Annotated in this window: 21 protein-coding genes; 12 read left to right on the forward strand and 9 right to left on the reverse strand. The window is 68.4% G+C overall.

Annotated elements, in window-relative coordinates:
- Positions 1-141: 141 nt before the first annotated feature.
- Positions 142-834, reverse strand: coding sequence for a cupin domain-containing protein (locus ACAG26_RS25545; RefSeq protein WP_370485879.1), 693 nt, complete (start codon positions 832-834; stop codon positions 142-144).
- A gap of 83 nt (positions 835-917) precedes the next feature.
- A complete protein-coding gene (locus ACAG26_RS25550; protein ID WP_370485880.1) occupies positions 918-1388 on the reverse strand; it encodes a MarR family winged helix-turn-helix transcriptional regulator in 471 nt (156 codons plus the stop codon).
- A gap of 63 nt (positions 1389-1451) precedes the next feature.
- On the opposite strand from ACAG26_RS25550, the gene ACAG26_RS25555 reads away from it, so the two are divergent.
- A complete protein-coding gene (locus ACAG26_RS25555) occupies positions 1452-1820 on the forward strand; it encodes a VOC family protein (protein WP_370485881.1) in 369 nt (122 codons plus the stop codon).
- 77 nt (positions 1821-1897) lie between these two features.
- A complete protein-coding gene (locus ACAG26_RS25560; RefSeq protein ID WP_370485882.1) occupies positions 1898-2236 on the forward strand; it encodes a hemophore-related protein in 339 nt (112 codons plus the stop codon).
- Positions 2237-2244: 8 nt separating this feature from the next.
- Here the strand turns inward: ACAG26_RS25560 and mtf2 are convergent, their stop codons facing one another.
- On the reverse strand, positions 2245-3057 hold the full coding sequence (gene mtf2 / locus ACAG26_RS25565) for a fatty-acid O-methyltransferase Mtf2 (protein ID WP_370485883.1): 813 nt from the start codon (positions 3055-3057) through the stop codon (positions 2245-2247).
- An 89-nt stretch (positions 3058-3146) separates the two neighbouring features.
- A complete protein-coding gene (locus tag ACAG26_RS25570; protein ID WP_370485884.1) occupies positions 3147-4556 on the reverse strand; it encodes a PLP-dependent aminotransferase family protein in 1410 nt (469 codons plus the stop codon).
- Positions 4557-4665: 109 nt separating this feature from the next.
- Here ACAG26_RS25570 and ACAG26_RS25575 point away from each other — a divergent pair, with 109 nt between their 5' ends.
- The 4 genes from ACAG26_RS25575 to ACAG26_RS25590 all read left to right on the forward strand — a co-directional run bounded on the left by ACAG26_RS25575 (position 4666) and on the right by ACAG26_RS25590 (position 8411).
- Complete coding sequence (locus ACAG26_RS25575) at positions 4666-5094, forward strand: hypothetical protein (protein ID WP_370485934.1); 429 nt, start codon at positions 4666-4668, stop codon at positions 5092-5094.
- Positions 5091-6002: an NAD-dependent epimerase/dehydratase family protein gene (locus tag ACAG26_RS25580; protein ID WP_370485885.1), complete on the forward strand. Its 912-nt coding sequence runs from the start codon at positions 5091-5093 to the stop codon at positions 6000-6002. Before ACAG26_RS25575 ends, ACAG26_RS25580 begins: the two co-directional genes overlap by 4 nt.
- A gap of 71 nt (positions 6003-6073) precedes the next feature.
- Entirely contained in the window at positions 6074-7120 is a 1047-nt protein-coding gene (locus ACAG26_RS25585) for a hotdog fold thioesterase (RefSeq protein ID WP_370485886.1), read from the forward strand.
- A gap of 97 nt (positions 7121-7217) precedes the next feature.
- Entirely contained in the window at positions 7218-8411 is a 1194-nt protein-coding gene (locus ACAG26_RS25590) for an amidohydrolase family protein (protein ID WP_370485887.1), read from the forward strand.
- Positions 8412-8532: 121 nt separating this feature from the next.
- On the opposite strand, the gene ACAG26_RS25595 is transcribed toward ACAG26_RS25590, so the two are convergent.
- Complete coding sequence (locus tag ACAG26_RS25595) at positions 8533-9753, reverse strand: acyl-CoA dehydrogenase family protein (protein ID WP_370485888.1); 1221 nt, start codon at positions 9751-9753, stop codon at positions 8533-8535.
- Complete coding sequence (locus ACAG26_RS25600) at positions 9750-10889, reverse strand: acyl-CoA dehydrogenase family protein (protein ID WP_370485889.1); 1140 nt, start codon at positions 10887-10889, stop codon at positions 9750-9752. The genes ACAG26_RS25595 and ACAG26_RS25600 overlap by 4 nt, the downstream gene beginning before the upstream one ends.
- A 111-nt stretch (positions 10890-11000) precedes the next feature.
- Between ACAG26_RS25600 and ACAG26_RS25605 the strand changes: the two genes are divergently transcribed.
- From ACAG26_RS25605 to ACAG26_RS25630, 6 genes are all read left to right on the forward strand, one after another.
- The gene (locus ACAG26_RS25605) at positions 11001-11582 is read left to right on the forward strand and encodes a hypothetical protein (RefSeq protein ID WP_370485890.1); all 582 of its coding nucleotides are present in this window, start codon (positions 11001-11003) and stop codon (positions 11580-11582) included.
- Positions 11579-12109, forward strand: a complete 531-nt coding sequence (locus tag ACAG26_RS25610) for a hypothetical protein (RefSeq protein ID WP_370485891.1) — start codon at positions 11579-11581, stop codon at positions 12107-12109. The genes ACAG26_RS25605 and ACAG26_RS25610 overlap by 4 nt, the downstream gene beginning before the upstream one ends.
- Before the next feature lie 117 nt (positions 12110-12226).
- Entirely contained in the window at positions 12227-13711 is a 1485-nt protein-coding gene (locus tag ACAG26_RS25615; RefSeq protein WP_370485892.1) for an aldehyde dehydrogenase family protein, read from the forward strand.
- Positions 13712-13715: 4 nt separating this feature from the next.
- Positions 13716-14141: a nuclear transport factor 2 family protein gene (locus tag ACAG26_RS25620; protein ID WP_370485893.1), complete on the forward strand. Its 426-nt coding sequence runs from the start codon at positions 13716-13718 to the stop codon at positions 14139-14141.
- Positions 14138-15028, forward strand: coding sequence for a TIGR03619 family F420-dependent LLM class oxidoreductase (locus ACAG26_RS25625; RefSeq protein ID WP_370485894.1), 891 nt, complete (start codon positions 14138-14140; stop codon positions 15026-15028). Before ACAG26_RS25620 ends, ACAG26_RS25625 begins: the two co-directional genes overlap by 4 nt.
- An 11-nt stretch (positions 15029-15039) precedes the next feature.
- Positions 15040-15462, forward strand: coding sequence for a lipoprotein LpqH (locus tag ACAG26_RS25630; protein ID WP_370485895.1), 423 nt, complete (start codon positions 15040-15042; stop codon positions 15460-15462).
- Position 15463: 1 nt separating this feature from the next.
- Here the strand turns inward: ACAG26_RS25630 and ACAG26_RS25635 are convergent, their stop codons facing one another.
- Genes ACAG26_RS25635 through ACAG26_RS25645 form a run of 3 tightly spaced genes read right to left on the reverse strand, consistent with a single transcriptional unit; the run spans position 15464 to position 20489 of the window.
- Positions 15464-17203, reverse strand: a complete 1740-nt coding sequence (locus ACAG26_RS25635) for an ABC transporter ATP-binding protein (RefSeq protein ID WP_370485896.1) — start codon at positions 17201-17203, stop codon at positions 15464-15466.
- Entirely contained in the window at positions 17200-19779 is a 2580-nt protein-coding gene (locus ACAG26_RS25640) for an ABC transporter ATP-binding protein/permease (RefSeq protein WP_370485897.1), read from the reverse strand. Before ACAG26_RS25640 ends, ACAG26_RS25635 begins: the two co-directional genes overlap by 4 nt.
- The gene (locus ACAG26_RS25645) at positions 19779-20489 is read right to left on the reverse strand and encodes a TetR/AcrR family transcriptional regulator (protein WP_370485898.1); all 711 of its coding nucleotides are present in this window, start codon (positions 20487-20489) and stop codon (positions 19779-19781) included. Before ACAG26_RS25645 ends, ACAG26_RS25640 begins: the two co-directional genes overlap by 1 nt.
- Between the last annotated feature and the right edge of the window lie 124 nt (positions 20490-20613).

Here is a 20613-nt window from a genome sequence, read left to right on the forward strand (position 1 = left end):
TTGCTGCCCTGCTTCCGAAACGCCATCGAACAACACCCCTAAACCAATCAGGTGTTGCAGCGACCGCTTGAGCCCAAGCGCCAAATCCACGACCCTGGCCGCAATCTCAGCGGCCGCCCGCGGGCGTGAGCCGGTGCTGTCCTACTGCGACCGCAGTATCGTGACTGACTTGTCGATCTGCTTGAACGACGTGAACGTTTCGGCCGGAACACCGAACACCGCGGACAGCACGCGCGGCGGCAGTTTGCTGATGGATGCGCCGATCCCGATGTCGTCCTTGCCTTCCTGGGTGCTCGCGTTGAAGACGATGACCAGGTTGAGGTCTTCGGGGCCCTTGTTCTCGAAGTAGTGCAGCGAGCCTTGCGGCGCGAACACCACGTCACCGGGATGAGCGTCGAACGTTTCTGTGTTTCCAACGGGATCGAGCAGGGTCCAGGTAGCGACGCCACCGGTGATGACGTTGATCTCCCACGCGCTCGGATGCCAGTGCGGCTCCCGGATACCGCCCGGCTGCAACGTGACAAACACCACGCTGGCCTGCTGGCCCTTGAGAATTGGGAAGTTATCTTCGTGAGCCTGGCGCAGCGAGCCACCGTCGAAGGTGGTAGCGGGCAAGGCGCCAAGATGAAAGAGATGCGATTGCGTGGTGATCAGCTCGGCGGGTATCCGGGGATCCCCGAAACGTGCGGCGTCGTCGGTCACTGGCCCCTCCTCTTTATCGGTCGGATAGCCGGACGGGCCGCCGGACAACGCCCGGTCGACGCCCGCTCCGCTCAGTGCCGCCACTCCGGCAACGCCCGCACCTCCCAGTATTTTTCGTCGGTTGATGGGCATTCCCGGATAGTAGGAAACAAGGCTGTGCGAAGCCTGACAGGTCGGTGTCGAATAGTCGTGGAATCCGCTCGGCTCGCGAGAACTCACGCCCGGGCTTGAGTCTGGGCGCCGTCGTTGCCGTCGCGCAGGGAATGGATCATGCTCTGCAGGATCCGCAACGCGGCTGACTGCTCGGCCTCGGTCAGGCCGGCCAGCATGCGGACCTCGACGGATCGGACGGCGGCGCTCGCCTCGGTAAGGCTGCGTCGGCCGCGGGGCGTGAGCCGCGTGGGAAGAATCTTCCCGACGGGCGCCTCCGCGGGTCTGGTCACGTAGCCGTCGCGTTCGAGGGCCTGGAGCAGCACGTTCATCGACTGCCGTGTTACGAACGCGCCGCGCGCGAGTTCGGAGTTCGACAAGCCCGGTCGTTGAGCCAGCAGCTCGAGGCAGGCGTAGTGCGTCACGCTCATCCCGAGTGGCCGCAGCACCCGCTCCATGGCTGCCCGCAGGACGCTCGACGCCTCTTTCAGCAGGTAGCCCAGTGACGTCTCGAGGTCGACACCGTCTTGACCCATGTCAGTATTCTGACATACATTGATCTATGTCAGAAAACTGACACAACATGAAGGAGCATCATCATGCCCGTCACCGGCCCCGACTTCATCTCGCTGCAAGCGCGCGACCTCGACGCGTCACAAGCGTTCTACAAGCACTACCTCGGCCTCGTCCGCTCGAAGGCCGGACCTCCGCACGCCGTCGTCTTCGAGACGAAGCCGATCGCGTTCGCACTCCGCGACGTCATCCCCGGCACCGATCTCGCATCCGTGGCCCAGCCCGGCATCGGCGCCGCGATCTGGCTCCACACCACCGACGTCCAGGCCATCCACGATGCTCTCGCCGCCGACGGTCACACCATCGTCTCCGCACCGATCGACGGCCCGTTCGGTCGGACATTCACCTTCGCCGACCCCGACGGCTACCAGGTCACTCTCCACGACCGCGGTTGATCGGATGGTGGCGAACCGCCCACACGCTGTGAGCAGGGCGATTAGAGTCGGTGCATTCCGTTGGAAGGAGTCCAGAAATGGTCAAACCGTCGTTGACCAGGCTGGCCGTCGCGGTGGGTGGTGCGGCGTTGTCGTTGACCGCCGGGGCGGGAATCGCGTGCGCGGATCCCGATCTGGGTCCCATCGTCAATACCACCTGTACGTATCCGCAGGTGGTGTCGGCGCTCAACGCGCAAAATCCGGCCGCCGCCGCACAATTCAACTCGTCGCCGATGCAGCAGAACTTTTTGCGTCAGTTCCTCGCGGCCTCGCCCGACCAGCGCCAGCAGCTAGCCGACCAGCTTGCCAGCCAACCCGGCGCCGAGCAGAACTTGACGATCATCCAGGACGTCTTCAACACCTGCAACAACTACTGAGGCGTGCCTCAGTCCTTGACGAAGCAGTACATCCGGTACGACATCCGGCCGGTTTGCAGGGTCCGCAATACCCACGAGCCCTGCGCGCGGGTCAACCCGCGCACCAACCCCGGCACATGGCGGTTGATCACCTCTTGGGTGTGCTGCGACGTTTTCTCCAGCCCGCGCGCCACGTCCGCGCTGATGTCGCGCTGCGACAGCATCCGCAGCGGCGCGTTGGCCAGCGCCTCGTCCCAGGCGGCAAAAGCGTCGGTCAATCGCGAGTCGGCGTACAAGAAATGCCCGCCCGGACTCAGCACGCGCGCGACCTCGGTGAGAAAGACCGGGAAATGCGGATAGTGGACCGACGATTCGATATTGATCACCGCGTCGAAGGATTCGTCGGGAAAGGGCAGCTTCTCGGCGTCGCCCTGCACGAACGTCAGGCCGGGCACGTTGTGCCGCTTTTGACAAAAGGCGATACCGGCCGAGTTCAGGTCCAGTCCGGTGTAGGACGCCGGCTGCAGCACGCGCATCAGATAGGAGGCCCCGCCGCCGTGCCCGCACCCGACTTCCAGCACCCGCTTGCCCTTCAGATCCGCCGCCTGGGTCGCGGTGCGGTGGTAGAGCTGGATGCAGTACCGGTTGGGTTCATCGGCGGCGTCCAGCGGCAACACCATCACGGGATCTTCTTCGTAGCCGTAATTGATGAATACGACGTCGTCGTCGGCAAACCGGCGAGTCACAAACGGGTAAACGTACTTTTGAACGTGTTTGAGACCCAGCTTCTCGCCGAAGTTCCATTCGAGCGGATTCCGAAAGACGCGGTCTTTGAGGTCCATGGCCGGAGTATGACAGAGACGTCGGTGCGGTGCGGTTGATTGCGCAGGCCCGAATAGATTTATCCCGAATCCGGCGGCGCCGCCGTCCGTCAAGCAGCAGCTGCCGTCTGACGCGCGGCGCGTGCCAGCAGCTGTATGCCCGTCGTGATCTGGGACTCAGTGAGGTTCGCGTAGCCCATCACCAAGCCGGGCGGGGCAGCATCGGGGTCCGCGTACCACCGCCGCGTCGATTCGACACGAATGCCGAGTGCGGCGGCCGCCTGCACCAGGGCGTCGATGTCGCAGTCGGCTGGGAATCGTGCCATGAGTTGCACGCCCGCGGCAGCGCCGACCACGACGGCGCTGGGCAGGAACTGTTCCAAGGCAGCCAACAACGCGTTTCGACGCGACAGATACCGTCGACGCATCTGGCGCAGATGTCGGTCGTATTCGCCGGAATTCAACAGCTCGGCGAGCGCGATCTGATCCGTCACCGAGATTCCGCCATCCGCGAGCCCCTTCGCGGCGGCGACGCCTACCCGGTTGGCAGGCAGCGCAATCCAGCCAATGCGCAAGCCGGGGGCCAGCGTTTTGCTCACCGAGCCCAGGTAGATGACGTGTTCGGGCGCAAGTCCCTGTAGGGCGCCAATGGGGCGGCGGTCGTAGCGAAATTCAGCGTCGTAATCGTCTTCGATCACCAGGTTGCCGGCGTGTGCCCACTCCAGCAGGTCGGCACGCCTGGCGGCACTCATGACAACTCCGGTAGGCGACTGGTGTGCCGGTGTGGTGAGCACGGCGGTCGCCGTGCTCGCGCGGAGTACCGCGACATCCAACCCGTGCGCGTCGACCGGGATGGGTACCCCCTCAATTCCGTCGCCCCGGATCACCCCGCGGTGCAGCCAGAAACCGGGATCCTCCACGGCGATAGCGGGTTTCGCGTGCTGACGCAGCATCCGAGCGACCAGGCTCAGGCCCTGGGTCACCCCAGAGCACAGCACGACCCGATCGGGGCCGGCAACGATGCCACGGGTGCGTCGCAGATAGTCCGCCACGGCCCGGCGGGTGCCCGGCAGTCCCTGCGGGGACACGTACCCCAACGATTCGGAGGGCAGGTCGGCCAAGCCACGCCGTAGCGCATGTATCCAGGTGCCGCGTGGAAAGCTCCGCAGATCCGGGAGCCCGGGGCTGAAATCCACGTCGTACTGCGCAACGGGTGGCTCGTCCGCGGGGACGGTGTCGGCCCTGGTGTCGATCCTGGCGACGTAGGTGCCCGCACCGTGTCGGCTCACCAGAAAGCCCTCGGCCACCAGTTGCGCGAAGGCCTCAACGACGAGCCGACGCGAAACACCCAGGTCTGCCGCCAGCACCCGGCTCGACGGCATTCGCGTTTCGGGCCATAACCGACCGGTGCGGATCGCGTCCCGAAGGCTGCCGGTCAGTTGACGGTGCAACGGCTCAGGGCGATCGCGGTCCAGTTCCACCAGCACCTCTGGCCCGCAGGTGGCACCCAAAGACGTCATATCAGCGGAGCTTAATCGTGACCCACTGGTGAGCCGGCGCCGGTGGTACCCGAAAGTGCCATCAAAGTGGAGCCCAATCAGGCACCATTGCCCGGTTAGCGTGGCCTGCATGCCGGTCCTTCCTCAAGCAGCCCGCACCGGGTACGTCACTGCGGTGTTGGTGGTATTCGGTGGGTACTCGGCGGTCGTAGGCCTGTGCATGATGGTGGCGCCGGGCGCATTCTTCGACAGCCTGGGAGCGTTCGGGGTTCGCAACGATCACTACATCTTCGACGCCGGATCGTTTGAACTGCCTTTGGGTTTGCTGTTGTTGGCCGCGCTGCGATTACCGACGTGGCGGCCCGCAGCGTTGGCCTACGCCACTGCGCATTGGGCCCTGCACGCGCTCAGCCATGGCCTCGACACCGATCACGCCGACGGCCGGAGCATCGGACTGGCCGAGTTCGGCGGGCTGGCCATTGGCACGATCGCACTGGGGGTGGCGGTAGCGCTCACGCTTCCACGGCACATCAGCCTGAACGACAAGGAGGATCGATGAAGGTTTTGGTAGCCGGTGCCACCAGCGTGCCGGGTCCGCCGGTAATCCGCGCCCTGTGCGAGCAGGGTCACGACGTCGTCGGGCTCACCCGGTCGTCCGCTAAGGCGGCTGCGATTGCCGAGAGCGGCGCGCGCCCGCTGGTCGTCGATGTACTCGACGCCGCGCAGACTGTCGACGCTCTCGCTGAGGTTTCCCCCGATGTGGTGGTCTCGTTGTTGATCACGCTCCCCAAGCGAGGCCCGATGCGGATGCGGGATTTCGAACCCACCCGGATGCTGTGGGATCGCGGGGTGCCGAATCTCGTGACGGCCGCGCAACGCGCCGGAGTCCGTCGGATCGTGGCCGAGTCAGTGATTTTCGCCTATGGATACGCCCCGACTGGGGACGTCATGCTGGACGAATCCGACCCCTATCCGGGCCCGCCACCGCGCCGCGGGGCGCCCATGCTCGAGGCGATGCGAGGGATGGAACGGGCGGTGCTGTCCTCCGGCGACACCACGGCCACGAAGGGAATCGTGTTGCGTTACGGGGCTTTCTACGGACGAAACGTTCCACACGCCGAGATGATCACGACGTTGGTGAAATGGTGGGCGCTGCCCGTTCCGGGTGGCGACGGAATACTGTCCTGGATCGATATCGACGACCTCGCCCGAGCCACGGTCGCCGCGATCGACCACGGTCGCGGCGGCCAGATCTACAACATTGTCGACGACACTCCGCGGTCCTTCCGCGACTACACCACCGACCTCGCCACCCGGCTGCACCGTCCCCGGCCGATAACCGTGCCGAACCGGCTCGTGCGCCTGGCCGCCCCGTACATGGCCGAAGCATTCGGTACCGCACGGTTGCCGGTGTCCAACGCAAAGGCCAAAGCCGAGCTGCGGTGGACCCCAGCCGACCGACGGTGAACGAGGACCCGCTACCAGCCTGACTACTGCGGTAACCTCATTCTCATAGCGTCGGGAATGCAGGAGGCGAGATGTCCACGGTCGACACCAACGACACCGACGAACCCGTCACCCGCGATGCCCGGTTCATCAAAACCGCGATTGCGATCCTGGGCGAGACCGGGCGCACCGACTTCACCGTGCAAGAGGTGGTGGCCCGCTCCAAGACCTCACTGCGCGCCTTCTACCAGCATTTTTCCAGCAAGGATGATCTGCTGCTGGCGCTGTTCGACAAGACCATGGCGCAGACGGCGCACGCCTGGCGGGCCGAGACCGCCGGCCTGGACAGCGCGTCGGCGCTGAAGCTGGTGATCGACCGGATCAGCGCCCAACCCGAATCGAGCACCCAGGACAGCCTGAACCGGGCGCTGAGCCTGTACAACCAGCACCTGGCCGAGACCCGACCGCGGGACTACGCCCGGGTGCTGTCCCCGCTGCACCAGTTGTTCTGCGACCTGGTGCAGCGCGGGGTCACCGAGGGGGCATTTCGCCCCGGACTCAACGTGGGCTCGGCGGCGGCGATCGTCATGCAGACCGTGCTGGGTGCGCTGCGGTTGCATTGGCTCGGCGCCGAATTGACCGGCACCCCGATCGACGCCGGCCAACTGCACGACTTCTGTGTCGGTGCGCTGACCGCGGACGCCGACCCACCCGCCCCGGCGACGTCGCTCGGTGACGTGTTCGATCAGATCGGGATGCGGGGTACCGCGCTGGGCCACGCCGGCGACGACAGCTATGTCACCGAAATCCCGGTCAGCCCCTTGGTGGTCAACACCTCCGGGGCGCTGCAGGGCGGGCTGATCGCCACCCTGGCCGACGTGGCCGCCGGGGCGTTCGGCCTGCGGTTCATCCCGCCGGGTCACGGGTTGACCACCGCCGATCTGGCGGTGCGCTACCTGCGCCCGATTCGCGACGGCGCGGCGCGGGCGGTGCCCAAGATCTTGCGGGCGGGCCGGCGTTCGGTGATCGCCCAGGTCGACATCTTCCGCAGCTCCGACGACGAACTGGCGGCCACCGCCACCCTCAACTTCGCCGTGGTCGACTACCCGACCGACGGCGCGGCGCCCCGCAATACCTAATCCGCATTCGTCCTATTACCGTCGTCACCCTCCGGTGGTAACGTCATTACCGCGATGCGTTAGCCCATTTGCGTAAGCCGCTGTCCAGGAGGTTGCCATGCCGTCTCGCGAGCTTTCCTTCCCGGTGTTCGACGCCGACAACCACATGTACGAAACCGAGGAGGCGCTGACCAAGTTCTTGCCGGATAACCGCAAGCACGTCATCGACTACGTCCAGGTGCGGGGCCGCACCAAGATCGTCGTGCGCGGGCACATCAGCGACTACATCCCCAACCCCACCTTCGAGGTGGTCGCGCGCCCCGGCGCGCAGGAGGACTACTTCCGGCACGGCAGCGGCGGCAAGAGCTACCGCGAGGTGATGGGTGAGCCGATGAAGGCGATCCCCGCGTTCCGCGAGCCGGGCCCGCGGCTGGAGGTGATGGACGAACTCGGCGTCGACTACGCGCTGATGTTCCCGACCCTGGCCAGCCTGGTCGAAGAGCGGATGAAAGACGATCCCGAGCTGATCCACGACGTCATCCACGCGCTGAACCAGTGGATGTATGAGACCTGGTCGTTCAACTACCAAGACCGTATCTTCGCCACCCCGGTGATCACCTTGCCGATCGTCGACCGCGCCTTAGAAGAACTCGAATGGTGTCTGGAACGCGGCGCCAAAACGGTGCTGGTGCGGCCGGCCCCGGTGCCCGGCTACCGCGGCACCCGCTCGTTCGGGCTGGAGGAGTTTGACCCGTTCTGGCAGGCCTGCATCAAGGCCGGCATCCCGGTGTCGATGCACGCCTCGGACAGCGGCTACTCCGAATTCCTCAACGTGTGGGAGCCCGGCGACGAATTCCTGCCGTTCAAACCCACCGCGTTCCGGATGGTCGCGATGGGCAAGCGTCCGATCGAGGACGCGATGAGCGCGCTGGTGTGCCACGGCGCCCTGTTCCGCAACCCGGAATTGCGGGTGCTGTCGATCGAGAACGGCGCCGACTGGGTGCCGTATTTGTTCAAGCAGTTCAACAGCGTCTACGCGAAGATGCCGCAGTCGTTTCCGGAGGACCCGGTCGAGGGGTTCAAGCGCTGCGTGTACATCAGCCCGTTCTGGGAGGACAACTTCGTCGACATCGCCAAGATGGTGGGCTCCGACCGGATCGTGTTTGGCTCGGACTGGCCGCACCCCGAGGGCCTCAAAGACCCGATCACCTTCGTCGACGACTTGGCCGGTCTGCCGCAGGCCGACATCGAAAAGATCATGGGCGGCAACATGATGGAGCTGTTCAAGATCGCCAAGCCGGTCCCGGCCTAGGGGCGCGGCCCTTCTTCAGCCGCGAGCGTGCGCAGTTGTACGGCGAAACACGCCGAAACCCGTACAACTACGCACGCTCGCGCGCAGGGTGGCCCGCGCCCGAAACGCCCGGCCCGCGTGCTTAGTGGCGCACCTGGTTGAACGGCACGCCGCGGTCGGCGGCGTATTCGCGGGGGAAGTTCAGCACCCGTTCGGCGATGACGTTGCGGGCCATCTCGGTGGACCCGCCGCCCAGACACACCGTCTGCCGGGACAGGTAGCGCAGCCCGGTCTCCAGGCCGTCGCCGGGTTCGCCGACTACCCCGGCGGTTCCGGCGATCGCCAGCGCGGTGTCGACGTCGGTGGTCACCGTCTCGGCGTGGAACAGCCGGATCAATGTTCCGCCGGCCGGCGGCAGGGTGCCCGCTTGCACGCTGCGGGTGACGTGGTCGACCAGCTGATCGCTGACCGCCCGGTGCACCAGCGCCCGCCCGGCCAGCGCGCGCACCCGCTCGTTGTCGGCCTGGCCAGTCTTTTCCGCCAGCGCCACATAGTCGACCGGGGTGGACCGACCGCCCTCGCTGCCGATGCCGCTGGCGAACTCCGAACCCTGCCCCACCGCGCGGCGTTCGTGATACAGCTGCCGCGACGCGACCGCCCAACCGTTGTCCACCTCCCCGACCACGGCGTCGTCGCCGACGTCGACGCCGTCGAGGAACTCCTCGCAGAACTCGGTGGATCCGTTGAGTTGGGTGATGCGCCGCAACGTGATTGCCGGGTGGTTGATCGGCACCAGGAACATGGTCAGCCCCTCATGCTTGGGCACCTCCCAGTTGGTGCGGGCCAGGCACAACCCGTAGTCCGCGGCGAAGGCGCTGGTGCTCCACGTCTTTGCCCCGGTGATCACCCAGCGGTCGCCGCGGCGCTCGGCCCGGGTGATCACCCCGGCCAGATCCGATCCGCCGCTGGGTTCGGACAACAGCTGCACCAGCACCTCGTCGCCGCGCAACGCGGCGGTGAGGTGGCGCTGCTTCTGCTGCTCGCTGCCGGTGTCGAGCAGGGTGGCGCAGCAGATGGTGAACGTCGGGGTGTTGAGGATCAGCGGCATCTCATAGCTGAGGCTCTCCTGGTCGAAAGCGCGCTGGTAGGGGTAGTCCAGCCCCAGGCCGCCGTATTCGCGGGGGAAGCAGATCCCGGCGAAACCGCCGTCGTAGAGCCGTTTTTGCAGGTCCCGGGCGCGCTGCCAGCAGCGTTCGTCGTCGCGGTCGGCGACCGGCGGCGCGGTCGGATCGATGCGCGGCATGTTCTCCGCCAGCCAGGCTGTGGCCCGGGCCCGGAACTGCTCCACCGTTTCGGTCATCACAGCGACCTCCCCGCTTCCGCGCCGGCATACACCCGCAGGTTGTGTTCCTCGGGGGTGCCGAACATGGCGCGGTACAACGTGACTCGGCGCAGATACAGGTGCAGGTCGTGTTCCCAGGTGACGCCGATGCCGCCGTGCAGCTGGATGCAGTCCTGCACGATCCCGGGGGCCATCTCCCCCACATACGACTTGGCGATGCTGGCCGAGCGCCCGGCTTGCGGTGCGCGCGCGGCAATGTCGGCCACCGCGGCCGCGGTGGTGGCCCGGCAGGCCTCCAGCCACATCTTCATGTCGGCGAAGCGGTGTTTGAGCGCCTGATACGACGCCAGCGGCCGGCCGAAGGTGTGCCGATCCCGGGCCCAGGCGACGGTGAAGCCGAACACGGTATCCAAGATGCCGACCACCTCGGCGCACTGCAGCACCTGGGCGAGCTGGCTTTGCCGGTCGATGAGGGCCGCGGTGTCCTCGGCGTCGCCGACGGCCGCGGCGGACTCGACGCGCACCCCGTCGAACCGCACCCGGGCGTACCGCTTGACCAGGTCGATCGACTGCTGCGCGGCGATCCGCACGCCCGGCGCGGTCGTCGGGACCAGGAATTGCCGCACCGCGCCGTCGCAGCGGGCCACCACCAACAGCAGCTCGCTGTCGGCGCCCGCCTCGACCCGGTCCTTGACCCCGTCGATGCGGTAGCCGGCGGCGGTGCGGGTGGCGGTGGCCGACGGTTCCAGCGGCGCCCAGCCGCGGCCCGGTTCGTAGACCGCCCAGGACGCCACCGTCTCGCCGGAAACCAGCGCACCGATGGTGGCGGCGTGCGGCCGCGGATCGGCGCAGCCGGTCAGCCCGGCCAGCACGGTGCTGACCGGGTACAGCGGCCCGGGCGCCACCGTGGCGCCGATCCGCTCGGCGAGCATGGCCAGATCCGCGACCCCGTTGCCCGAGACACTGCCCCCGCCGAACTCCTCGGGAACCAGCAGACCCGTCCAGCCCAGCTCGGCGACCCGACGCCACCACTCCCGGTCGAAGGAGATCCCCGCGGCGTGCAGCTCCCGCACTTTGCTCAGCGGCGTCTCTTGCTGCAGAAACGCCTGCGCGGTCGAGGCGAAGAGTATGTTCTCGGGGGAATCGACGGCGGTCATGTTGCTGATCGGTCCTCATCGGAGTTCGAGTGTCTGCGATGCTAGCAACAAGCGATACCGTAAAAGATACCGGAGTGCAGTCGATAATGACGTTGACGAGCGTGGGCCCGCGTGGCTGAGGACCCCGAAGCGGTGGAGGCAGCGGAGGCCCCAGACGCCACCGACGCCGCCGAGGCCGAGGTTGACGAGCCGGCACCGAAGCGCCGTCCGGCCTGGGCGTCGACGGCGCTGACCGCCGCCGCACTCGTCGTCATCTGCGGTTTGCTGGGGTCAAGCGCCTACCTGGGCTGGCACCACCACGCCGCCGCCCACCAGCGTGCGCAGACGGCCGCGTTCGCCGCCGCCGCCAAGCAGGAACTAATCAACCTGACCTCGTTCAACTACACCCACGCCAAGGACGACGTGCAACGGGTGCTCGACAACGCCACCGGGGAGTTCAAGGACGACTTCACCAAGCGGGCCGACGATTTCACCGGGGTGGTCGAGCAGTCCAAGGTGGTCACCGAGGGCACGGTGACCGCGGTCGCGGTGGAGTCGATGAGCGACGACTCCGCGGTGGTGCTGGTGTCGGCGACCTCCAATGTCACCAATGCCGCGGGCGCCCAAGAAGAGCCGCGCGCCTGGCGGATGCGGATGACGGTCAGTCGCGACGGCGATCAGTACAAGGTGTCGAAAGTCGAGATGGTGTCGTGACCGCCGAACCCCGCGGCCGACGGCCGCTGTCGAGCTGGCGGATCGAGCTGAAAGTCGTTCCGACCGTGCTGGTCGCGCTGCTGCTGGCGTCGGCCGGCCTGACCGCGTGGCTGTATTTCGGCTGGTACCGCACCGACCAGCGCACCGACGAAGCCGTCGCGCAGGCGGCGGTGCGGGCCGCCTCCGACGGCATGGTGGCGATCCTGTCCTTCTCCCCCGAGACGGTCGACGCCGACGTCAACGCCGCCAAGTCGCACCTGACCGGCGACTTCCTGTCCTCCTACGACGACTACACCCGCAAGATCATCGCGCCGGCCGCCAAGGACAAGTCGGTGCAGATCACCGCCGCGGTCGTCGGCGCCGCCGTCGCGGAGTTGGCTCCCGACTCGGCCACCGTTCTGGTCTTCGTCAATCAGACCACCACGAGCAAAGACAAGCCCGGCCCGTCGGTGGCGGCCAGCAGCGTGTTGGTGAACTTGGCCAAGGTCGGCGACACCTGGCTGATCTCGAAGTTCGAACCGGCCTGACCCGCCGCCCCGGACCGCGGCAGCCGCACCGGATCACCCGAAAGGGGTGACACTGAATCGATAATTTGTAAAGCTAGGGGGCCAGCTGGTGACCGATGGCCGAGGAGCGGATCCGCGATGACCGAAGTGCAGAGCGACACCGGGGTGTTAGCCGGCGAGGAGCGGATGCTCATCGACGGCGAGCTGCAGCACACCGCCAGCGGCGCCACATTCGACGTGATCCACCCGGCCAGCGAAGAGGCGGTCGGGCAGGCCACCGACGGCACCACGGCCGATATGGACCGGGCGGTCGCCGCCGCACGGCGGGCGTTCGACACCACCGGGTGGTCGCGCGACGTGGAGTTCCGCTACCACTGCCTGACCCAGCTGCAGGAGGCGTTGACCCGGAACAAGGAGCGGCTGCGCCGGATTCTGGTGACCGAGGTGGGCTGCCCGATTGCGGTGACCGGCAGCCAGATCGAGGATCCGATCGCCGAAGTCGGGCATTGGGCCAACCACGGCAAGGACTTCGCGTACCTGGTCGACACCGGGGTGCACCCCACCCAGCTGGGCCCGGCCCGACGCAAGATCCACTACGACGCGGTGGGTGTGGTCGGGGCGATCACACCGTGGAATGTGCCGCTGTACCTCAACATCGCCGAGACCGTGCCGGCGTTGATGGCCGGCAACACCGTGGTGCTCAAGCCCGCGCAGCTCACCCCGTGGTCGGGCAGCGAGCTGGGCCGCATCGTGGCCGAGGAGACCGACATCCCGCCGGGTGTGTTCAACGTGGTGGTGTCCAACGCCAACGAAGTGGGGGCCGCGCTGGCCGCCGACCCGCGCGTCGACATGATCACCTTCACCGGGTCGACGGCCACCGGCCGCGCGATCCTGGCCGCCGGGGCGGCGACGGTGAAAAAGACGCTGCTGGAGTTGGGCGGCAAGTCGGCGCACATCGTGCTCGACGACGCCGATTTGGGGGCCGCGCTGCCGATGGCGGCGATGATGGCCTGCGTGATGAGCGGCCAAAGCTGCATTCTGCCCAGCCGGATCCTGTTGCCGCGCAGCCGCTACGACGAAGGCGTGGAGATCCTCAAGGCCAGCATGGAAGCGTTCCCGGTCGGCGATCCGTGGGATCCGGGCAAGCTGCAGGGCCCGCAGATCAGCGAGACGCAACGCCAGAAAGTGCTGGGGCTCATCGGCTCCGGGGTGGAGGCCGGGGCCAGTGTCGTCACCGGCGGCGGTGTCCCCGCGGAGCTGCCCACCGGGTATTACGTGGCGCCGACGCTGCTGTCCGGGGTCGATCCGGATGCCCGGATCGCGCAGGAGGAGATCTTCGGCCCGGTGCTGACCGTCACCGGCTACGACGGCGACGACGAGGCGATCGCGATCGCCAACAACTCCATCTACGGCCTGTCCGGTGAGGTGTCGTCCGCCGACGTCGACCGCGCGCTTGGCGTCGCGCAGCGGATGCGGACCGGCAATGTCACCATCAACGGCAAGTCGCACTTCGGGATCACCAGCCCGTTCGGGGGCACCAAACAAAGCGGGCTGGGCCGGCGCAACGGCGCCGAGGGTTTCCTGGAATACCTGGAATCCAAGACCATCGGGTTGCCCGAGTAAGTCGGTGGACGTCCAGCAGATCGGCGACCAGCTGGCCATTGCGGCGTTGCTGGCCACCTACGCCCGCGCGGTGGACACCAAGGACTGGGCGCTGTACCGGTCGGTGTTCACCGACGACGCCGTCATCGACTACACCTCGGCGGGAGCGATCGCCGGGCCCCGCGACGAGGTCGCCGACTGGTTGTGCGCCGGGTTCGCCGCGATCGAAATGAGCATGCACTACATCACCAATATCGAGAGCGACGTCGACGGCGACACCGCCCGGGTGCGGGCCATGTTCTACAACCCGATGCAGCTGCCCGGCGTCGACGGGCTCAGCTACTGCGGCGGCTACTACCACCACCAGCTGGTGCGCACCGGCGACGGGTGGCGCAGCCGCAATCTGCGGGAAGAAAACGTCTGGTTCGTCAATGGGCCGGTCGGTCCATGAAGTTCTGGTCGGGCACCGCATTCATGAAGACCGCGGAGGCGCCGCTGGTGGCGCAGCTACTCGACGAGGCCGGCTTCGACGGCATCACCTGCTCGGATCACCTGATCTACCCGCGGGAGCTGGCCTCGCCGTACCCGTCGCCCACCGGAAAACCGATGTGGTCCCCGGAGACGGCCTGGCCGGACTCCTGGGTGCTGATCGGGGCGATGGCCGCACTGACCCGTCGGCTGCGGTTCTCCAACGCCGTCTACATCGCCCCGGCCCGGCCGCTGCTCGAGGTCGCCAAGCAGGTGGCCACCGCGTCGGTGCTGTCGGGGGGCCGGGTCACCCTGGCGGTCGGGATCGGCTGGATGCGCGAGGAATACGAGCTGATGGGCCAGGATTTCGCGACGCGGGGGCGACGGCTCAACGAGATGATCCCCGCGCTGCGCGCGCTGTGGCGCGGTGGCTGGGTGTCGTGGGACGGCGAGTATTACCGGGTGCCGGAGCTGATGATCGAGCCGCACCCGGAGGCGCCGGTGCCGATCCTGTGCGGCGGCGAGTCCGAGGCCGCGCTGCGGCGCGCGGCGCGTTGCTGCGACGGCTGGGTCGGCGCGGCCTACCCGTGGGATGAGGCGGTCAGTTATGTGCACCGGCTGCACGCGTTGCGGCGCGAATACGGCCGTAACCGTGAGCCGTTCGAGATCATGCTGGCACTGCGCGAAACGCCGTCCGCTGACTTGTTCAAGCGGGCCGAGGACGTCGGCATCACCGCGGTGATGTGCAGTCCGTGGGCCGGGGCCGAGGATGTGCTGTCGGGCAACCACGATCCGCTGCGCCTGGACGCCGAGCGGTACCGGCCGCACATCGAACGGTTCGCCACGAACATCATCGCGAAGACACGCTAGGAGGTGGCCCGATGCGCAACCGGTTCGTCGCGGCGACGCTGATCGTTGGGCTGGCGGCGGTCGCCGGCTCGGGCTGTTACGGGCAGTCCAAATCGCTGCCGCAGAAAACCGCGCACATCACCGTGGACGGCAACAGCCGTACCTCCCACGCCATCTCGTGCACCCAGGTGCAGTCGTTGTTGACCGTGGAGATCGGGGTGGCGCCCGGGCGGGTGCGGGCACTGCTGGAACTGCAGCCCGACAAGCCGATCCCGCAGACCGTCGACATCGAGAACTTCAACGGGTTCCACGGCGTGGCGAACGCGGGGGCCGGCAAAGCCCAGGCCACGTTCCGCGACTCGACCTACACCATCACCGGAACCGCCGAGGGCACCGACCCGGACCACCCGGACCGGGCCAAGGCGGCCAGCTTCCAGATCGAGACGCAGTGCTGAGCTAATCGGCCAGGATGCGCCATTCGGCGGCGTCGCGCTGCTGGCGCCAGAACTCGTCGAAACGTCCGCCGGCGGCGCGGAGTTCGTCGATGCTGCCGTCCTCCACGACCCGGCCGTGGTCGAAGAAGAGCACCCGATCGGCGTGCCGGATACTGGCCAGCCGGTGCGCGACGATCACCCGGGTGCGCGACCGCAGGTCGGCGGTGAGCGCGTCGACGACCGCGGTCTCGTTCTCGGTGTCCAGCGCGCTGGTGGCCTCGTCGACCAGCAGCACCGGGGCGGGTTTGAGCAGCGCGCGGGCGATGCTGACCCGTTGGCGTTCCCCGCCGGACAGCGCCGCCCCGGCCTCGCCCACCACAGTGGCCTCGCCGTCCGGCAGCCGGCCGGTGAGCTCGTCGACCCGGGCCAGGCCGACCGCCCGGGCGATCGCGTCGTCGCCGGCGTCGCGGTCCCCCACCCGGATGTTGTCGCGGATGGTGCCGTCGAACAGGTAGGGATGCTGGAACACCACACTGCTTGCGCCGCGCCGGGTTTCGGGGTCCAACGTGGCGGCGTCGACCCCGTCGATCAGGACCCGGCCGCCGGTCGGCGCGTGCAGGCCGGCGATCAGCGCCAAGATGGTGCTCTTTCCCGATCCCGACGGCCCGACGATCGCCGTGGTGCTGCCCGGCGCCAGCGCGAAGCTGACCCCGTCGAGCACCGGGTCGCCGGCGGCGTCGTAGCGGAAGGTGACGTTGTCGAACTCGATGCGGGGGGCCGCCGTGTCGGTGGGCAGCGTGCCGGTTCCCGCCGTCACCGCCGGTGCGGTGAGCACCGACCGGATCCGGTCCAGGGTGGCGCGGGTGGACTCCAGTGCCGGCGCCAACTCGCTGATGGTGGTGAACGGTTCCAGGTAGCGGGCCATCACCACGATCAGCGCGATGGCCTCGGCGACGGTCAGCGTGCCGGTCAGGGTCAGCGCGGTGGTCGCCCCGGCCAGCAGGATCAGCGCCAGCTGGCTGGCCAGGCTGAACAGCAGCTGGCCGGGGATCTGCATGAGCAGCAACCGGATCGCCGCGCCGTGTTGGGCGTGCAGCGCGTCGCCGACCAGGCTGCGTTCCGGTTCGACGCGGCGGGCGGCCCGCAACGCCTGCTGGGTGCGGGCGAACTCGATAATGCGTTCGGTCAGTGCGGTGTTGGCGTCTCCGGCGGCGGCGTCGGCGCGCCGCGCCAGCCCGCTGGACGCCCACAACGCGCCCAGCATCAGCGGCACCCCCGCCAGCGCCGCCGCGCCGAGCTGCCAGGAGATCGGCAACAGCGCCAGCGCGATCGCCGCCGGCAGCAGCACGGCCGCGATCAGCGGGGTCAGCAGGTTGACGACCAGGCTGACCAGTTCGGGGCCGGTGGCCGCGATCGCCTGCCGCGCGGCGGCGGTGTTGTCGGCGGTGAACCAGTCCAGCCGGACCCGGGGCAGCCGGTCGGCGACGTCGTGCTGGGTGTGGTCGAGCACCGCGAACCCCAGGTCGAAACCGAGCCGGGCGGTGGCCATGTCGATCACCCAGCCGACGGCGGTGGCCACGGTCAGCCAGCCCAGCCACGCCAGCGCGTCACGCGGTGTGTCGCTGAACAGCGCCCCCACCAACGGCACCAGCAGCACGGTGGCCACCGCCCGGGTCAGCACCGACAGCAGGGTCAGCACCATGTAGCGGGCGACTTTGCCGCGCCGGTCGTGCGGGATCAGCCGCAGCAGGGTGGCGATCATTGCAGCACCTCCGGGGCCGCGGCCACGGTGTGGCGTTGTCCGCTCTCCCACAGCCGGCGGTACCGTCCGCCAGCGGTGAGCAGCTCGTCGTGGCTGCCGCGTTCGACGATCCGGCCGTGATCGAGCACCACGATCTGGTCGGCGGCGGTGATGGTGTGCAGTCGGTGGGCGATCACCAGCACGGTGCGATCCTTGGTCAGTCGGTTAAGTGCTTGCTGCACCAGGTATTCCGATTCGGGGTCGGCGAAGGCGGTGGCCTCGTCCAGGATGAGCACCGGCGTGTCGGCCAGGATCGCGCGCGCGATGGTGAGCCGTTGGCGCTCCCCGCCGGACAGCGCGGTGCCCGCGCCCAGCACGGTGTCGTAGCCGTCCGGCAGGCGCAGCACCCGGTCGTGGATTTGCGCGTCGCGGGCGGCGGCCTGCACCTGCTCGACGGTGGCGTCGGGCACCGCCAGCGCGATGTTGTCGCGCACGGTGCCGTGCACCAGCTGGGTGTCTTGCAGCACGAACCCGACCCGCCGGTACAGCTCGTCGGCGCTCAGCGACCGGATGTCCTGCCCGTCAACGCGGATCGCGCCCCGGTCGATGTCGTGGAACCGGGCCAGCAGAGCGGCCAGCGTCGACTTGCCGGACCCGGACGGGCCGACGAGGGCGGTGACCGTGCCGGGCCGCAGGGTCAGCGACACGTCGTTGATCACCGGGACGCCGGGCCGGTAGCCGAAGCTCACCTGGTCGAACTCCACCGTGCCGGACGGTTCGGCACCGGGCTGAGCCTGCTGGACTTCGAGTTCGGGTTCGTCGAGGGTGATCTGCAGCCGGCGGGCCGCCACCATGCCGGCACGGATGCCGCCGAGCCCCAACCCGATGCCCAGTAGCCGGGCGCCGAAGGTGGTGCCCAGCAACAGGAACGGCAGCAGGTTCACCGGGTCCATCCGGCCGGTGACGATCAGCAGGGTGCCGACCACGGTGATCAGCCACAGGAACGTCGAGGGGCGGGTCACCAGGTCCATCAGGGTCTTTTTGCCGATGAACGGACGCTGCCAGTCCACCAGGAACCCGATGTACTCGTCGAGGCGGCGACGGAAGGCCGACGCGGCCGCACCGCCGAAGATCCGGATCACCGGCTGGCCCTCCAGGTAGGTGCCGGCCTCGCCGTTCATCCTCTCCGCCCACCGCTGCGCCTGGATGATGCGCGGACCGGATTGCACCGTCATCGACGACATCACCACCAGATAGACCAGCACCGGGACGAACAGCACCAGCGCCACCCGCCAATCCACCACGAATAGGTAGACCAGCACCGCCAGCGGGGCGATGACCGCGGCGACCGCATCCGGGATGGCGTGGGTGACCAGGTAGTGCAGCGACAGCGTGTCGTCTTGCACCAGCTGCTTGATCGAGCCGGAGCCGCGGGCGGTGAACCAGCCCAGCGGCAGCCGGGAGAGCTTGCGCAGCAGCCGGGATCGCAGCCCGCGGGCGAACCGGACGTCGACCAGGTGCAGCCACAGGGTCAGGCCGGCGCCGAGCACGGTGCCGACGCCCAGCAGCGACACCGCCGCCAGCCCGACCGTCCACAGCCGCGACTGCTCGGCGCCGGACACCAGCAGCCGGGCCAGTTCGACCAGCAGCACGAACGGCGCCAGCTGCAGCAGCGTGATCACCGCCTGCAGCAGCCCGGAGACGATCAGCGGCACCTTCAGCGGGCCCAGCAGCCGGCCGGCGGCCTGGGCGCGCCACCGGCCCGGGACGGCCGGCGGCGGCTGGTCGGCGGTCTCGGTGGCCGGCGCCTCGGTGTCCGGCTCGTCGGGCGTCTCGGTGTCCGGCTCGGCCGTGCGCAGCGTGCCCATCGCCCGGCCGGCGGTCCAGTACGCCTGCGCGTGGATCTCGGATTTGGGAAACCCGAACTCGTCGCGCAGCCGCGCCCGAATGTGCTTGAGGGTGGCGGCTTCCGGGGTGGCCCACGCGTACCAGTTCGACCAATCCCGGGTCTCGATCCCCGCCGCCAGCGACGTCGCGTCGCGGCGGGGCACCCAGTGCACCCGCAGCCGCGGGTGCTGGGCGAGCGGGATCAGCGCGTCGTGGTCGTCGTGGCGCTCCAGATACAGCTCGATCGGCACGTCATCCGGGACGGTGCCGATGATGCCGTTGATGCCGGGGATCGAGGCCGAGTCGCCGAGCAGCAGGTAGCCGGCGGGCTGTTCGTCGGGAATGTCGAAGCGCGCCGAACCCATCAGCGTCATCACCGAGATCGTGGTGCCGGGCTCGACGGTGCGGGCCCACCGCGACGCCGGCCCGGCCGGCTCATGCAGCACCACATCCACCGCGAATTTGCCGGTGGCGGCGTCGCCTTCGGAGATGGTGTAGGCGCGCTGGTGCTCGGTGTTGGACCCGTCCGGGTCCGGAAACCAAAACCGCAGCCAGGCGGTGGGTTCCACGACCGCGTCCTCGAACAGGGTCTCCGACACCATCCGCACCCGGAGGAAATGCGGTGCGATGTGGACGGTTTCGAGCACCGTGGCGGTGTGATCGCGCGCGCCGAAGCCGCGCAGCATCGCACCCTGCAACCCGCGTCCCATTAGCGGTCCTCTCTGGCGGCGGTGAGCTCCGCCACGACGTCGTGGATGGGGCGCGCCGGGGGGATCGCCGACACCAGGCCCCGGATTGCCGCGGTCAACAACAACCGCACGAACTCCGCGCTGGACACCTGCGGCAACGCCGAATGCGTCGCCCCGAACTGCGCATCGGCCACCAGCCGGTCGGCGACCGCGTCGCGCTCGGCGGCGAATCCGCCGGCGTCGTCGCCGCCGGTGGCCTCGGCGTTGCTCTCCTCGCGCGCGGCCAGGCTGATCGCCAGGGTGGCGACCGCGCTGCCGAGCACCACGGCGGCCTCGGCGACGTAACCGCGCCGGCCTAGTGCCTCGACCTCGTCGGCCAACAACCGCGCGCCGGCGGTACCGCGCGGAAACAGCACCTGCAGATACGACGCCAGCCCGCGGTGCGCGGTGGCGAACTCGAACAGTTGCAGGCCGAAGGTCAGCAGATGGCGCTCGGTGTCGGCGCTGGGCTCGTCGCGCAGCTCGAGGTCGGCCAGCAGGCTCTCGCCGACCAGGCGTTCCAGCTCCCAGCGGCCCTCGACGTGCCGGTACAGCGCGGTCGCCGACACGCCCAGCCGGGCCGCGACCGCGTTGACGCTGAGCCGTTGCATGCCCAATTCACGTCCGGCCCGGACGATGTCATCGACCGCGATGAGCGGGGGACGTCCCCCGACCCGCGACGCAACCGCCATGCGCACACCACCTTGAGTAAGTTACCCCCACAAACTAAGGGTGACCTTACCGAGAGTCAACCGCTACGTCGCGGGTGGGCCCGATTCGACGTGCACGCCCCACCGCGGCAGAGCTGTGGGCCGG

The organism is Mycobacterium sp. pUA109, assembly GCF_041287095.1.
GTDB lineage: Bacteria > Actinomycetota > Actinomycetes > Mycobacteriales > Mycobacteriaceae > Mycobacterium.